The following is a 15,053-nucleotide window of genomic DNA, read 5'->3' as shown; positions in this document are numbered from 1 at the left end:
TCCACCTGCCTTCGGTCATTCGGCAACCGCTTTGGCTTGCCAGATGAAACGTTTCATCTACCTTGAGCAGGAGTCATAACTACAAAGGGAACCCCCATGACCCGTTTGCAGCTTCTCCTCGGCCTGGGCATCTGCCTGGCCACTCCTGCCATGGCCTGGGAACAGGTGCTGATCGACCACGACAAACCGGCGAAGAACTGGCGCATCACCAGCGAAGAGCTGGGCATCGACGCGCCGAAGCCATTCTCGGTCAGCATGCGTACCTTGCATGGCGGGCGGCAGGAAGGCGTCAACCTGATCGAGATCGACAACGGCAGCATGCGCATGACCGTTGTGCCCACACGCGGCATGAACGTGCTGGAAGCGGTGGCCGGCGAGGTCCGCCTGGGCTGGGATTCGCCGGTGGATGAAGTGGTCAACCCGGCCTTTATCGAGCTCAACGGGCGCGGCGGTCTGGGCTGGCTCGAAGGTTTCAACGAACTGGTCACCCGCTGCGGCTTCGAGTGGGTCGGCCACCCCGGCGAGGACAATGGCGAACTGCTCACGCTGCATGGTCGTGCGGCGAACATTCCGGCTTCGCGGGTGGTGCTGCAGATCGACGAGAAGCCGCCCTATGCCATTCGCCTGCGTGGCGAGCTGCAGGAGAAGGCCTTCAAGAAACTCGACTTCGCCATCCTCACCGAGCTCAGCACCGAGCCCGGCCGCAGCGGATTCTCGCTGCACGACACGCTGACCAATCAGGGCGACTACGCCAAGGAATACCAGGTGCTGTACCACACCAATTTCGGCACGCCGCTGCTGGAGGAGGGCGCGCGCTTCGTGGCGCCGGTCAAGCAGGTCTCACCGTTCAACCCCCGCGCGGCGAAGGAGCTGGGCGACTGGCAGCGCTACCGTGGTCCGACCAGGGACTACGACGAGACGGTGTTCAACGTGGTGCCCTATGCGGACGAACAGGGCAGGACCCTGACCATGCTGCACAACCGCGCCGGCAACCTCGGCGTGAGTGTCGGCTTCAATACCGCCGAGCTGCCGGTGTTCTCGCTGTGGAAGAACACCGATACCGAGCAGCAGGGATACGTGACCGGCCTCGAGCCGGGTACCAGCTTTTCCTACAACCGCCGCTATCAACGGCCGTTGGGGCTGGTGCCGAAGATCGAGCCGGGCGAGCAGAAGCATTTTCGCGTGACCTACGAGCTGCTGGCCGATAGCGCCGCGGTCGACGCCGCGCGCAAACGGATCGAAGCGGTACAGGCTGGTCGCGAAACTGAAATCCGTGACCAGCCGCTGGTTGACCTGACCAGGGACTAATACGGCTGCTGGCGACGTGTTGCGTGTGCTGCAGCTCGTCGCCACGATGCATCGTCGATCCGCTGCGTCACCCGCTATGGCGGGCTCTATGCCGGGCCTTGCAGGGCGACTGCGAGGCGCGGCTGGGGTCTGAAAGTTCTCCGCTTTCTACCGCTATAGCAAAAGGCTTACAAGAGGCTGCGGCGTTCGACCCTTTTGCCGATCACGGCATGTAATTAATCTACACCCACTCTGAAGCGCAGGAAGCGCTCAGGATCAGGAAGATCGACCATCGCCAGGACGGCACTCGAAGGGAATTCGGAACGGTCAGAAAAACCCGCCTCGGCGGGTTTTTGCTTTTCCGTGCTGCTTCGACTGCATCGACTGCAGCGCTCGCCGTAGCGAAAGGCTTACACGCAGCTCAGCCATTGGCGCTTTGTCTGCGCCACGGCGCAGCTTAATCTTTGCCCGTCTCTGAAGCGCAGGACGCGCTCAGGATCAAGGAGGATCGACCATCGCCAGGACGGCAACCGGAAGGATTCGGAATGGTCAGAAAAAACCCGCTACGGCGGGTTTTTTGTTGCCTGCGCAAAATCCGTCCTCAGCCGCAGCGTGGTGCTTTTTCAGCGGCTCGGGATGGCGCTTGACAACATCAGGCCTCGTCGAGCAGGCCGCGGATCTTGACCAGCAGGTCCGCGGCTTTGAACGGCTTGAGTACCAGCTCCATGCGTTCATCGACGAATCCCTCGCGACTGGATGCTTTTTCCGCATAACCGGTCATCAGCACCACCGGTAGCGTTGGCCGCGAGCGCCGCGCCCATTCGGCCAGCTGCTGCCCGGACAGGCGCGGCAGGCCAACGTCGGTCAGCAGCAGGTCGATGGACGGATCGGCCTCCAGCAGTGCCTGGGCGGTTTCCACATCGCCGGCCTGGCTACAGCGATAACCCGCCTCGATGAGGGTCTCGGCGATCAGCATGCGCACGCTGGGCATGTCTTCCACCACCAGCACGTGCTCATGGCCGGCCAGACGCGCCGAATCATCCGGCGCCGCGCTGGGTGCCAGACTCGTTTCGCCGTCGGCGGCCGGCAGCAGCAGCGTCACGTCCGTACCGACGCCCAGGGTGCTGCGAATGTGCGCGTCGCCGCCCGACTGCAGGGTGAAACCATAGATGCTCGACAGCCCCAGACCGGTACCGCGGCCTTGGGGTTTGGTGGTGAAAAAGGGGTCGAACACCTTGTCCAGCACGGCGGGGTCGATGCCCGTGCCATCGTCGCTGACGCACAGGCCGATGTAACGGCCGGCGGCCAGCTCAGGGTGCTGGCTAGCGTCGGTGGAAAAGGTCCGGATGCCGATGTGGCCGCCTTCGGGCAGGGCGTCGCGGGCATTGATCACTAGGTTGAGCAGCGCGCTCTCGAACTGGCTGACATCCACCCGCGCCACGGCCGGCCCGTCGGTGAAGTCGAAGCTCAGGGTGATGCGCTCGCCGATGGTGCGCCGCAACAAATCCTCCAGCGAGCGGATGCGCTCGTTGATGTCCAGCGCGCGGGCGTCCAGCGGCTGCTTGCGGGCAAACGCCAGCAGGCGATTGGTCAGCGACGCGGCACTGCGCGCCGAACTCAGTGCGGCGTCGGCGAAGCGCAGCACGCTGTCGCCGCGGCCTTCGATGATCCGCTGTTTCATCAGCTCGATGCCGGTGATGATGCCGGTGAGCAGGTTGTTGAAGTCATGGGCGATGCCACCGGTCAGCTTGCCCAGGGCATCCATCTTCTGTGCCTGCAGCAGCTGCTCTTCGGTACGCGCGCGCTCGGCCACCTCATGGGCCAGCTGACTGGTGGTGGTCGCGATCTCCTGCCGCTGGGCGCGTTCACGGTGACGCTGCTCGGTGACGTCCTCGACGAACACCAGGCCCAGCCCCTGTGCGCGGTACGGCGAGATCTGCCACTCGGTCTCGCGGGTCTCGCCGTTGACCTGCATTTGCAGTGGTGTATGCCAGCGTTCGCCGGCCTGCAGATGCGTGCGCAGCTCGGCGAGAATCGCCTCCTGCCCGGCGGTGACGCTTTGCAACAGAGGCGAAGCCGGGCTGGCGCCGCCGATCAGCAGTTCGAATGCGTGATTGCACTCGTGCAGCTGCAGCTGGGCGTCGAGTACCGCGATGGGCGCCGCGACGTGAATGAATATCTCGCGAAAGCGCGCCTCGCTGTCACGCAGCGCGCGCTCGGTATCGCGTACCCGCAGCAGGGTGCGCAGCGTCGCCAGCAGCACGTCGGGGTCGACCGGGTGGATCAGGTAGGCGTCGCCGCCGGCGTCGAGACCGGTGATGATGTCGCCGGTCTCGATGGATGCCGCGGACACGTGAATCAGCGGCAGCAGTGCGGTATTCGGATCGGCGCGCAGCTGACGCGCGATGTCGAAACCGCTGATGTCCGGCAGGTTGACATCGAGCACCAAGGCATCCGGCATGGCGCTGGCGAGCAGCGCCAGCCCTTCGCTACCGGTGCCGGCCTCCAGCACCTGATAGCCGTGGCGCTCCAGGACCCGACGCATCGCGTAACGCGTAGTGGCGTTGTCATCGACGATCAACAGGCGGCTTTCACGCTCCATCGCTTCCCTCCGCCTCGATGCTGAACGGGATGATCACATAGAACTCCGAGCCCTTGCCCGGTTCGCTCTCCAGCCCGACCCGCCCGCCGAGCAAGGCGGCGAAGCGCTTGCACAGGGCAAGCCCCAGACCCGTGCCACGCAGGCGCTTCTGCAGCGGCGAATCGACCTGGGAGAAGTCCTCGAACAGGCGATCATGCAGCTCGGCGGCGATGCCGATGCCGGTATCGGTAACGGCGAACCGTACCTGCTGCGGATTTTCCATCCGTGCCGAGACCCGAACCTCGCCGTGCGGGGTGAACTTCAGCGCGTTGGAAATGAAGTTGCGCAGGATCTGCGCGAGCTTTTTGTCGTCGGTGTAGAAGCGCGGCAGCCCCTGCGGCTCTTCGAAGATGAGATCCACCTGAGAGCCTTCGACGATCGGCCGGAACATGCCGCGCAGCGCGGAGAACAGGTCGAGCATGTCGAACCAGGCCGGGGAAATGCTGACACGGCCTGCTTCGATCTTCGCCAGATCGAGCAGGTCATCGACCATCTCGCTCAGCTCATTGGCCGCCGAGCTGACGAAACGTACCTGCTTGTGCTGTTCCGGGCTTAACGGGCCGTCCAGTTCGTCGCTGAGCAGGCGTGTGATGCTGAGAATCGAGCCCAGCGGCGTGCGGAACTCGTGACTCATGTACGACAGAAAGCGGCTTTTCAGGTCCGAGGCCTGGCGTAGTTGCTCGGCCTGGGTGTCCAGCTCGGCATACAGCGCCAGGACACCTTGATTGGTTTCTTCGAGCTCGGCGCGCAGCGAGTCGTTATCGCGGCGCAGCTGCTCGATGAGGCCGGCGTCGCCGAACCCGGACCCGGGGGATGTCGGATCAGCCACGAGGAGCCTCCAGATTGAGTGCCAGCACGGTCACGTCGTCGCGACCGCGACAGAAGTCCCGATGCAGCAGTGCGGCGATGATGGCTGGGTGTCGATGAACCAGCCCTGGATAGTCGCGCAGATTCCAGCGGGTTTGCAGACCATCGCTGAAGAGCACCAGTAGTCGCGCCTCGCCCAACGGGTAGTCGAAGACGTGCGCCTTGCGAAAGCGCACACCGACGATGCCTGGGTGCGAGGCCAGGCCACGCGAGCCCCCGCTACCGATCAGGCTGGCGCCGATATTGCCAACCCCGGCGAAATTCAGCGTCTGCCGCTCGCCGTCAAAATGAGCGATGGCTGCGGCGCCGCCACGAGTGCCGTTCATTGCCTGGTGCATGTTGCTGAACAGGGCGAAGGGGGAGTCCATCGGGGCTTCTGCAAACGCCGCGGCGCCTGCTTGGGCGGCCTGACGGGCAAGCTCGCCATGGCCGATGCCGTCGATGACCAGGGCACTGCAACGCTGCCCATCGAAGGCCAGCTGCCAGGTGTCGCCGCAAACCTGTTCACCTGGGTAGGGATGCTGGCTGACGCCGTAGCGCCATAGCGGCGGCTGCACGCCGCGAGGAAACAGCTGCGCCAGCACCACCGAGCCGCGGGCATTGGAGTAGGCGTCGAACACCTGGGCCTGACGCGCCAGCGCGCCGAGTCCGATGCCCTGGGTGCCGCGGGTGGAAAAGCCGTCGGTCAGGCATTGATCGAGGTCGAAGCCCGGTCCGCGGTCGACCGCGATGATTTCGACGCCGCGCCCCTCTCGTCCAGGAATTACGCGCAGGTGCAGTTCGCCGCGTCCGGCGTGCTTGAGCAGGTTGCTAGCCAGTTCGGTCGCGAGCAAGGCGACGCGTCCTGCATCGGTGACATCGAAGCCCTGCTGTTCGGCCAGCCGCTGGGCGACCCGACGGGCATGGCCGATCTGGCTGTTGTCTTCGATCAGCAGGACCTGAGTGACGCTGCCCGGAACGTTCATGTCCACCGCGTGATGGTGATTCGGGTGCCCACGCCGACCGTGCTGTCGAGTTCGAACTCGTCCACCAGCCGCTTGGCGCCGGTCAGCCCCAGGCCGAGTCCGCTGCCGGACGTCCAGCCGTCGGTCATGGCCAGCTTGATGTCGGCGATGCCCGGCCCTTCGTCGCGGAAGGTCAGGCGCACGCCGACCCGCGTGCCGTCCTCGATCAGCTGCCAGTCCATGTCGCCACCGCCGCCGTAGACCACGGTGTTGCGCGCCAGCTCGCTGACCGCAGTGACCAGCTTGGTCTGGTCGATCAGGCGCATGGCACATTCCTGGGTCAGCTTGCGCACGGTCTGCCGGGCCAGCACGACATCCTGTTCGAGGCGCACCGGCTGGCTGCCGCTGCTGCGCACGATCATTGCGCAGCCACGCGGGCGCGCAGCAACTGCATGCCACGCTCGACATTCAGGGCGGTGCTCACGCCGGGCAGTTCGAGACCAAGCTCGACCAGGGTGATGGCCACGGCGGGCTGCATGCCCACCACCACGGTTTCGGCATCCATGATTCGCGACAGGCCGGAGATATTGGCGATCATGCGGCCGATGAAGGAGTCGACCATGTCCAGCGCGGAGATGTCGATCAGCACGGCCTTTGCCGAAGTTGCGCTGATGCGCTCGGCCAGGTCGTCCTGCAGGGTCAGGGCCAGCTGGTCATGCATGTCGACCTGGATGGTGACGAGCAGGAACTCGCCCATCCGCAAAATAGGGATTCGGTCCATCAGGCAGTCCTGGTGACGGTGAGACCGGAGCGGCGCAGGGCCAGGGCGAGGGCGTCGGCCAGGCTGGCCTTGGTGACGATGCCCTGCAGGTCGAGCCCGAGGTGGACGATGGTCTGCGCGATCTGCGGACGTACGCCGCTGATGATGCAGTCGGCGCCCATCAGACGGATGGCGGTGACCGTCTTCAGCAGGTGCTGGGCGACGAGGGTGTCGACGGTGGGCACGCCGGTGATGTCGATGATGGCGATTTCCGAACCGGTGTCGACGATGCGTTGCAGCAGCGATTCCATCACGACCTGTGTGCGCTGTGAGTCGAGGGTGCCGATCATCGGCAGGGCAAGTACGCCGTCCCACAGCTTGACCACCGGGGTCGACAGCTCCAGCAGCTCTTCCTGCTGGCGCTTGATCACCTCTTCGCGGGATTTCTGGAAGGTGCGCACGGTGTATAGACCCAGGCTGTCGATCAGCTCGGACACGGCCCACAGTTGCTCGGCGAACACCGCCGGTTCATTGGCATATTCGCTCTGCAGCAGGGTCATCAGCGGACGCTTGATGGCGAAGAGGAAGCCGGCGGTCTGCTGCGAATCCATTCCCAGCAGCGCACGGCTGCGCGACAGCTTTTCCAGATAAAGGCGCATGCCGTCCCAGGTCGGGCCGTTGACGTCGGCAGAGCCGTCCGCCGTTGCGCTGATGAGTTGGCGGATCAGGTCGATGGTCTGCTGGGTCAGCTCTTCCGGCTTGACGTTGTGGTAGCCGCCAAGGCTCTGCAGATCGGATTTCCAGCTGCTCAGCAGCTCGGCTTGGTTGCGGGTGATGGTGTCCAGGGTACGTTGCAGCAGGGCCGCCATAGGTGTAGCTCCAGATTTGCTTGGTCGTCCATGTTCACCATGGCGCGTAACAGGAATAGATGTCCGCTGTGCGGCGATGTTCCGCGAACGCGGCTCAGTCATCTGCGTTTGGGGTGGAAACCCGACGAAAACGCTGGGGAATACTAGCAAATAGGCATAGGACAGGGGTGCACGAATCGTCGCGCGTGATTCGCCGCTTAGCCTGGCGCTACGCCGTCGATCTGTTCGATCAGCCATTGCAGCGCCGCATCATTCTGCCGTTGCGCCACGCTGACGATGTCCAGCTCGAAGGGGCCGAGCTCGAACGGCAGGTCGAACAGTCGCAGCGGCAGCAGGTCGGCGAAATGGCGGGCCAGCTGCGTCGGCAGCACCGCCGCGAGGTCGCTGCTGGCGACGATATGGGCGGCTTGCAGGTAGTTCGGCGTGGTGTAGACGACCTCGCGGGCTAGGCCTTGGCCCTCCAGCCACTGATCGACCATGCCGCGGGTCTGACCGCCATGCACCCAGAGATGGCGCAGGCCCAGGAAGGCTTGCAGGTCGAGGCCGTCCGTCACCAGTGGATGGCCGCGGCGCACCGCCACCTGCAGCGTTTCGCTGGCCCAATGGCGCACATGGAAGCGCGATGGCACGTCGAGGAAGCGTCCCAGCACCAGGTCGACTTCGCCATTGTCCAGCGCCTCGGTGGGCAGGCTGGGTGTCAGGTGCTGGATCGCCAGCCGAATGCCCGGCGCCCGCTCGGCCAGGCGCCGCATCAGCGCCGGCATGCAGATCAGCTCCACATAATCGGTCACGGCGATGCGAAAACGCTGCTGGCTGCACGCCGGATCGAAGGCTTCGCCGGCGATCAGGCTGTGTTCGATCTGCTGCAGCGCATGACGGATAGGCGCCTCCAGCGCCAGGGCTCGCGGCGTCGGTTGCATGGCCCGGCCGACGCGCACCAGCAGCGGGTCGTCGAGCAGTTCGCGCAAGCGGGCCAGAGCGTTGCTGACCGCCGGCTGGCTGAGGGACAGGCGCTCGGCGGCACGCGAGACGTTGCGCTCACGCAGCAGGGCGTCCAGCACGCGAAGCAGGTTGAGGTCGAAGTTGTAGATATTCACTTGGTGAATCCGAAACATCACAAGACTAAATTTCAAAAATAGTAGCGTCTTCGTCTATGGTTGGTCTCCACTTTTTCCAGCCTGCGACGAGGACCGTTCACATGAGCCAACCCCGCTTCGATATCCAGACCGCCGCCGTGATCGGCGCGGGCACCATGGGCCGCGGCATCGTCATGAGCCTGGCCAATGCCGGTGTGCAGGTGCTGTGGCTGGACAACAATCCCGAGATGCTCGAGCAGGCGCTGGGCGTGGTGGCCGACACCTACGCACACAACGTGCGTCAGGGGCGGATCGACGAGGCCGAAGCGGCGGCGCGCCGGGCCCGCATCGCCAAGGCGGCGGATTACCCGGCGCTGGCCGACGTGGACCTGGTGATCGAGGCGGTCTACGAGAACCTCGAACTCAAGCAGAAGATCTTCCGCGAGCTGGACGGCATCGTGAAGGCGGCCGGCATCCTCGCCAGCAACACCTCGGCGCTGGATATCGATGCCATCGCTGCTGTCACCAAGCGCCCGGAGCAGGTGGTAGGCCTGCACTTCTTCAGCCCGGCGCACATCATGAAGCTGTTGGAAATCGTCCGCGGCGCGAAGACGGCGCCAGCAGTGCTCGAGGCTGCCACGGCCCTCGGCAAGCGCATGGGCAAGGTCAGCGTGATCGCCGGCAACTGCCCGGGCTTCATCGGCAACCGCATGCTCGCCACCTACGTGCGCGAGGCGCGGATGATGCTGCTCGAAGGCGCCTATCCCCATCAGGTGGACGCCGCGCTGCAGGGCTTCGGCTTCGCCATGGGGCCGTTCCGCATGTATGACGTGGTGGGTATCGACCTGGAATGGCGCGCCCGCGAGCTGGCCGGCAAGGGCCAGGACGAGGCCGAGGTGCAGGTGGATAACCGTCTCTGCGAACTGGGCCGCTTCGGCCAGAAGTCGCGCATGGGCTACTACCGCTACGCCGAGGGCAGCCGCCAGGCCGAGCACGACCCGGAAGTGGACGCCCTGGTGCAGCGCGAGTCCGAGCGCCTCGGCTATGAGCGCCGCGAGATCGGCCCGGAGGAAATCCTCGAGCGCTGCCTGCTGGCGCTGGTCAATGAGGGCGCCAAGATTCTCGAGGAAGGCATGGCCGAGTCCAGCGCCGATATCGACACCGTCTACCTCTACGGTTACGGCTTCCCGGCCGAAGTCGGCGGGCCGATGACCTGGGCCGACCGTCAGGGTCTGCCGGCCATTCGTGAGCGCCTCAACGCGTTGGCCGAGCGCCACGGCGAGCACTGGCAGCCGGCCGGACTGATCGACAGCCTGGCCACACTCGGCGGCCGCTTCGCCGACTACAAGAAGGAGGCTTGAGCATGGAATACAAGGCCCCCCTGCGTGACATGCGCTTCGTGCTGCACGAGCTGTTCGACGCCACCGGCCATTGCGAATTGCTCGGCAACGGCCTGGACCGCGAGCTGATCGACGGTGTGCTGGAAGAAGCTGCGCGCTACACCGGCGGCGAGATCGCGCCGCTCAATCGCAACAGCGACGAAGAAGGCGTGACCCTGGAAAACGGTGAAGTGCGCACGCCGCAGGGCTTCGTCGAGGCCTACAAGCAGTACGTCGACAACGGCTGGGCGAGCATGACCGGGCCGACCGAGTACGGCGGCCAGGGCTTCCCGCAGTTGGTGGCCTGCAACTTCCACGAGATGCTGATGGGCGCGTCGCTGTCCTTTCGCATCTATTCCGGCCTGACCGAGGGCGCGGTGCTGGCGCTGTACAAGCACGGCAGCGATGAACTGAAGAATGCCTATCTGGAGAAGCTGGTCAGCGGCAGTTGGAGCGGCACCATGTGCCTGACCGAGCCGCAGGCCGGCACCGACCTCGCCCTGCTGCGCACCCGCGCCGAGCCGCAGGCGGACGGCAGCTACAAGGTCAGCGGCAGCAAGATCTTCATCTCCGGCGGTGAGCACGACATGAGCGAGAACATCGTGCATCTGGTGCTGGCGCGCCTGCCGGATGCGCCGGCCGGGGTGAAAGGCATCAGCCTGCTCTTGGTGCCCAAGTTCATCGCCAATGCCGATGGCACGCCGGGCGAGCGCAACGCGCTGAGCTGCGGCGCCATCGAGCACAAGATGGGCATCAAGGGCGCGGCGACCTGCGTGATGAACTTCGATGGCGCCACCGGCTGGATCGTCGGTGAGCCCAATCAGGGACTGGCCTGCATGTTCACCATGATGAACGACGCGCGGTTCCAGGTCGGCTTGCAGGGACTTGGCATTGCCGAACAGGCTTATCAGGGCTCGCTGGCCTATGCCCGCGAGCGCCTGCAATCGCGCGGACTGGCAGGCGCGCAGCATCCGGACAAGCCAGCCGACCCGATCATCGTGCACCCCGACGTGCGCCGCATGCTGCTGACGCAAAAGACGCTGGTCGAAGGCAGCCGCATGCTGGCGGCCTACTGCGCCCGGCAGCTGGACCTCGAGCACGGCCATCTCGAGCCGAGCTACCGCAAGGCCGCAAGCAAGCGTGCGGCGCTGCTGATCCCCATCGTCAAGGCGTTCTTCACCGACATGGGCCAGGAGGTGGCGAGCCTCGGCGTGCAGGTCTACGGCGGCCACGGCTATATCCGCGAATGGGGCATGGAACAGCTGATGCGCGACAGCCGCATCACCCAGCTCTACGAAGGCACCAACGGCATTCAGGCGCTGGATTTCATCCGCCGCAAGCTGCTCGGTGACGGCGGCGCGGAACTGTCGGCGCTACAGGCGGAATTCAGCGAGATTTGCGACCGGCAGATCGATCGCCCGGCGCTGCACGAACTGGCCAGCAGGGTGCAGGCACGCATCGGCGAATGGCGCGAGCTGACGGCCGAGATCATCGCCGCCACCGGTCGCGATCCCCAGGAGATCGGCGCGGTGTCGGTGGATTTCCTGCATTACTCCGCCTATGTCTTGTTGGCCGGCCTCTGGCTGCAGGCTGCGGCGCGCTCGCAGGATGCGCTGGAGCAGGGCGCCGGCGAGGAGGCGTTCTATCAGGCCAAGCTGGCCAGTGCGGATTTCTATCTGCGCCGTGTACTGCCGCGTGCCAGTGCGCATCGGGAAGCCATTCAGGGTGGCGCGGATTGTCTGATGGCGTTGCCGGAGGCGGATTTTGCGTTTTAACGAGAAGTGGCGATCGAGCTAACCCGCTGCCCCTCGCCCCTACGCCGGGCGGCCCAGCCCTCTCCCCGAAAAGAGAGGGCGTTGATCGAATGACGGTAGGCCGCGCGGTGTTGGGCTACTACACAGAACTACCCCCTCTCCCTCCGGGAGAGGCTTGGGGTGAGGGGGCTTTTGATTTGCTGCTCTCTCAACGCCGCATCAAGACAATCAGGAGGCAGCATGCATCCGTTCAGCTTTGCCACAACCGCTCAATTGATCTGCGAGCCCGGCTCGTCGCGCCGGCTGGCCAGCCTCTGCAAGGAACGTGGAGCGCGCTCGGTGCTGGTGGTGACCGACCCCGGCATCACCCGTTTTGGCCTGCTCAACGAGGTCCTGCCGGGCTTCGAGACGGAAGGGTTGAAGGTCGCCGTTTACGATCAGGTCGTCGCCGATCCGCCAGAAAACATCGTGATGGCTGCAGTCGAGCAGGCGAAAGCGTGCAGTGCCGCTCTGATCATCGGCTTCGGCGGCGGCAGCTCCATGGACGTGGCCAAGCTGGTTGCGCTGTTGGCCCATCCTGATTGCGCGCAATCGCTGCAGGACATCTACGGTGTCGGCAACGCCAAGGGCCGGCGCCTGCCACTGATTCAGGTGCCGACAACGGCGGGTACCGGCTCCGAAGTCACGCAGATCGCCATCATCACCACCGGTGAGACGACCAAGATGGGCGTGGTCTCGCCCCTGCTGCTGCCGGACCTGGCATTGCTCGACGCCGATCTCACCCTCGGCCTGCCGCCGGCGGTGACCGCGGCCACCGGCATCGACGCCATGGTGCATGCCATCGAGGCCTACACCAGCGCGCTGAAGAAGAACCCCATGTCCGACCTGTTGGCCCGCGAGGCGCTGCGCCTCTTGGCGGCCAATCTGGACGAGGCGGTGCACAACGGCAGCAACCGCGAGGCACGCCAGGCCATGCTGCTGGGCGCCTGCCTGGCCGGACAGGCGTTCGCCAATGCGCCGGTCGCCGCCGTGCACGCGCTGGCCTATCCGCTGGGAGGCAATTTCCACATTCCCCACGGCCTGTCCAACGCCCTGGTACTGCCGCAGGTGCTGCGTTTCAACGTCAGCGCGGCGGCCACGCACTACGGCGAACTGGCACCGATCATTCTCGGCGAGCGCCTGCGCACGGATGATCCGTCCACCTACGCCGAGCAGCTGATCGCGGAGTTCGAGCAGATGAGCGCCCGCGTCGGCCTGCCGACCCGCCTGCGCGACGCCGGCGTGCCGGAAGAGATGCTGCCGCAGCTGGCGAAGGAGGCGATGCTGCAGCAGCGGCTACTGGTCAACAATCCGCGCGAGGTCAGCGAGGCCGATGCGCTGGCGATCTATCAGGCCGCCTACTGAGCCAGTCTTCCTCTTCATTGCGTACCGCGAGAACGACCATGCCCGAGCAACCCAAACACCTGCGCCGCGACTACAAGCACTTTCAGCCCATCACCACGCGCTGGCACGACAATGACATCTACGGTCATGTGAACAACGTCGTCTATTACGGGTTTTTCGACACGGCGGTGAACAACTACCTGATCCAGCAGGGCGGGCTGGATATCCAGGATGGCGACATCGTCGGCTTCGTGGTCAGTTCGGCTTGCGACTACTTCGCCTCGATCGCCTATCCGGACCTGATCGAGGTGGGCCTGCGGGTGGCCAAGCTGGGCAACTCGTCGGTGCAGTACGAGCTGGCGATTTTCCGCGAGGGCGAGCAGGAGGCCAGCGCGGCGGGCCGCTTCGTGCATGTCTTCGTCGAGCGGGCAAGCAACCGGCCGACGGCGATCCCGCCGCGCCTGCGTGCGGCGCTGGAGGCTCTGGCGTAGCGGCTGGATTCATTTAGCCAGAGAAACGAGAACGCCCGGACTCGGCAGGGCGAATCCGGGCGTTCTCGAGGGATGCTGCAGCAGGCCGGCGACCTGCTCAGGCATCAATGGTGTTTGTGACGATGCTTGTAATGCCCCTTGGCCTTGCCGGGCGGGCCATAGTAGTGGCGGTCGCGGTAACGGCGATCACCTCGGTAGCGGTCGTCATCATCGTCGCCGTAGGCGTTGCCGATCGCGCCGCCGGCACCGCCGCCGACGGCTGCACCGATCAGACCGCCGGTGCTGCCGCCGACCTGCTGGCCGATGACGTTGCCGCCGGCCGCACCAAGGCCACCGCCGATGGCCGCTTCGGTGCGGCTGCGCTTGTCGGCGCCGACCATGCCACCTGCCGCACCGCCGACGCCAGCGCCGATGGTCGCGCCAGTCGAGCCACCCAGATGCTCACCCACCACGGAACCGAGCGCGCCACCGAGGGCACCGCCAACGGCGGCTTCGGTGTTGCTGCCGGCAAAGGCGGCTGCGCTGAGCAGGCTGGTGGACAACAGGAAAATCGAGGCGTACTTCATGGTGTGATCCCGTATGTGGAATTGCGCCGCGATCCTCACGTGCCGCTTCGCTTCCGGCAAGGGCTTTCCGATGAAATGCGTGAAGCAGTTCCTGTTTGCTAACTCTTTGATTTACGGTCGGAACTTGCTTTGCGGGCGGGGGTCTTGTGCCGCTTGTGCGGCGTCCGCAACTCAATCGCGGGCGGCGCTTGCCGCCGGGCTGTAGACGCGCGGCGGGCTGCGATGCGGCAGATGAATCAGGTTCAGGTTGTGTCGCTGCGCCCAGCGTGTCGCGAGACCAGTGGGGGAGGACAGGCTGACCAGGGTCGGGATGCCTGCGCGCTGAACCTTGTGCACCAGCTCCAGGCTGCAGCGACTGGTGACGATAGCCAGGCCGCCGGCAGCTTCCAATCCTTCGCGCGCCATGGCACCGATCAGCTTGTCCAGCGCGTTGTGCCGACCGATATCTTCACGCCCCAGACGTATCGTCCCCTGGTTGTCCATGAACAGGGCCGCATGTACCGCGCCGCAGCCGCGTCCCAGCGGTTGATAAGCGGAGATGCGCTCGCGCAGGTCGTGCAGCCAGTGTGCCGGCGGCAGCGCCGCTGGAGGCATGATCGGCAGCTGCGGCAGGGCCTGTTCCAGCGCTTCGACGCCACACAGGCCGCAACTGCTGTTGCCGGGGAGCTGGCGGCGCTGTCGCTTGAGTTGCCAGAAGCTGCGGCTGGATATCTCGACTTCCGCCCGCCGGGCGCTGCCCTGGCCGTGCAGATGAATGTCGTAGATGTCGTTCGGCGACTCGACGATGCCGTTCGCCAGGCTGAAGCCGACGACGAAATCCTCGAGGTCCGCCGGAGAAATCATCATCACCGCCTGATTGAGCCCGTTATAGGCGATCGCCAGCGCGCATTCCTCGGCGAGGTCGACATCGCACCGTTCGGCCTCGTCGATCGGCTGATAGTGATAGCGCTGGCTGGCACCGCTGGGCGTTGGCGTAGCCGTTGCGATACCGGCGGGCAGACGGGAAGGCGCGTTCATCGGCAGGCTCGTAAGGGTC

14 protein-coding genes are annotated in these 15,053 nt (G+C 65.3%); 5 read left to right on the top strand and 9 right to left on the bottom strand.

All coding sequences use genetic code 11. From position 1 onward, the window contains the following. Positions 1-96 precede the first annotated feature (96 nt). The gene (locus tag NAO55_RS01650) at positions 97-1,308 is read left to right on the top strand and encodes an aldose 1-epimerase family protein (RefSeq protein WP_102839415.1); all 1,212 of its coding nucleotides are present in this window, start codon (positions 97-99) and stop codon (positions 1,306-1,308) included. Between the two features lie 631 nt (positions 1,309-1,939). On the opposite strand, the gene NAO55_RS01645 is transcribed toward NAO55_RS01650, so the two are convergent. The 7 genes from NAO55_RS01645 to NAO55_RS01615 form a co-directional block, all read right to left on the bottom strand. Beyond that, positions 1,940-3,889 carry a PAS domain-containing hybrid sensor histidine kinase/response regulator gene (locus NAO55_RS01645; protein ID WP_102839416.1) on the bottom strand — a complete coding sequence of 650 codons (1,950 nt, stop codon included), beginning with the start codon at positions 3,887-3,889 and terminating at the stop codon, positions 1,940-1,942. Further along, positions 3,879-4,757: a sensor histidine kinase gene (locus NAO55_RS01640; RefSeq protein WP_102839417.1), complete on the bottom strand. Its 879-nt coding sequence runs from the start codon at positions 4,755-4,757 to the stop codon at positions 3,879-3,881. Before NAO55_RS01640 ends, NAO55_RS01645 begins: the two co-directional genes overlap by 11 nt. Further along, positions 4,750-5,760, bottom strand: coding sequence for an ATP-binding protein (locus NAO55_RS01635; protein WP_102839418.1), 1,011 nt, complete (start codon positions 5,758-5,760; stop codon positions 4,750-4,752). The genes NAO55_RS01640 and NAO55_RS01635 overlap by 8 nt, the downstream gene beginning before the upstream one ends. Beyond that, positions 5,757-6,161, bottom strand: a complete 405-nt coding sequence (locus tag NAO55_RS01630) for an ATP-binding protein (RefSeq protein ID WP_015278624.1) — start codon at positions 6,159-6,161, stop codon at positions 5,757-5,759. Before NAO55_RS01630 ends, NAO55_RS01635 begins: the two co-directional genes overlap by 4 nt. Then, positions 6,158-6,520, bottom strand: a complete 363-nt coding sequence (locus tag NAO55_RS01625) for an STAS domain-containing protein (protein ID WP_063541602.1) — start codon at positions 6,518-6,520, stop codon at positions 6,158-6,160. Before NAO55_RS01625 ends, NAO55_RS01630 begins: the two co-directional genes overlap by 4 nt. Then, positions 6,520-7,368, bottom strand: a complete 849-nt coding sequence (locus NAO55_RS01620) for an STAS domain-containing protein (RefSeq protein WP_063541604.1) — start codon at positions 7,366-7,368, stop codon at positions 6,520-6,522. The genes NAO55_RS01625 and NAO55_RS01620 overlap by 1 nt, the downstream gene beginning before the upstream one ends. 197 nt (positions 7,369-7,565) lie before the next feature. After that, positions 7,566-8,465 carry a LysR family transcriptional regulator gene (locus NAO55_RS01615; protein ID WP_102839681.1) on the bottom strand — a complete coding sequence of 300 codons (900 nt, stop codon included), beginning with the start codon at positions 8,463-8,465 and terminating at the stop codon, positions 7,566-7,568. A gap of 101 nt (positions 8,466-8,566) precedes the next feature. On the opposite strand from NAO55_RS01615, the gene NAO55_RS01610 reads away from it, so the two are divergent. From NAO55_RS01610 to NAO55_RS01595, 4 genes are all read left to right on the top strand, one after another. Next, on the top strand, positions 8,567-9,805 hold the full coding sequence (locus NAO55_RS01610) for a 3-hydroxyacyl-CoA dehydrogenase (RefSeq protein ID WP_102839419.1): 1,239 nt from the start codon (positions 8,567-8,569) through the stop codon (positions 9,803-9,805). Positions 9,806-9,807: 2 nt separating this feature from the next. Further along, the gene (locus tag NAO55_RS01605) at positions 9,808-11,598 is read left to right on the top strand and encodes an acyl-CoA dehydrogenase C-terminal domain-containing protein (RefSeq protein ID WP_102839420.1); all 1,791 of its coding nucleotides are present in this window, start codon (positions 9,808-9,810) and stop codon (positions 11,596-11,598) included. A 219-nt stretch (positions 11,599-11,817) separates the two neighbouring features. Next, entirely contained in the window at positions 11,818-12,981 is a 1,164-nt protein-coding gene (locus tag NAO55_RS01600; RefSeq protein ID WP_102839421.1) for an iron-containing alcohol dehydrogenase, read from the top strand. 38 nt (positions 12,982-13,019) lie between these two features. Next, the gene (locus NAO55_RS01595; RefSeq protein WP_102839422.1) at positions 13,020-13,451 is read left to right on the top strand and encodes an acyl-CoA thioesterase; all 432 of its coding nucleotides are present in this window, start codon (positions 13,020-13,022) and stop codon (positions 13,449-13,451) included. Between the two features lie 104 nt (positions 13,452-13,555). Here NAO55_RS01595 and NAO55_RS01590 read toward each other — a convergent pair whose 3' ends face one another. Both NAO55_RS01590 and fdhD read right to left on the bottom strand, forming a co-directional pair. Continuing rightward, positions 13,556-14,017, bottom strand: a complete 462-nt coding sequence (locus tag NAO55_RS01590) for a YMGG-like glycine zipper-containing protein (protein WP_102839423.1) — start codon at positions 14,015-14,017, stop codon at positions 13,556-13,558. A gap of 171 nt (positions 14,018-14,188) precedes the next feature. Then, a complete protein-coding gene (gene fdhD / locus NAO55_RS01585; protein ID WP_102839424.1) occupies positions 14,189-15,034 on the bottom strand; it encodes a formate dehydrogenase accessory sulfurtransferase FdhD in 846 nt (281 codons plus the stop codon). Between the last annotated feature and the right edge of the window lie 19 nt (positions 15,035-15,053).

This window comes from Stutzerimonas frequens (assembly GCF_024448335.1).
In the GTDB taxonomy this organism is placed as follows: Bacteria; Pseudomonadota; Gammaproteobacteria; order Pseudomonadales; family Pseudomonadaceae; genus Stutzerimonas; species Stutzerimonas frequens.
This window is presented reverse-complemented; position numbering and strand designations above follow the sequence as displayed.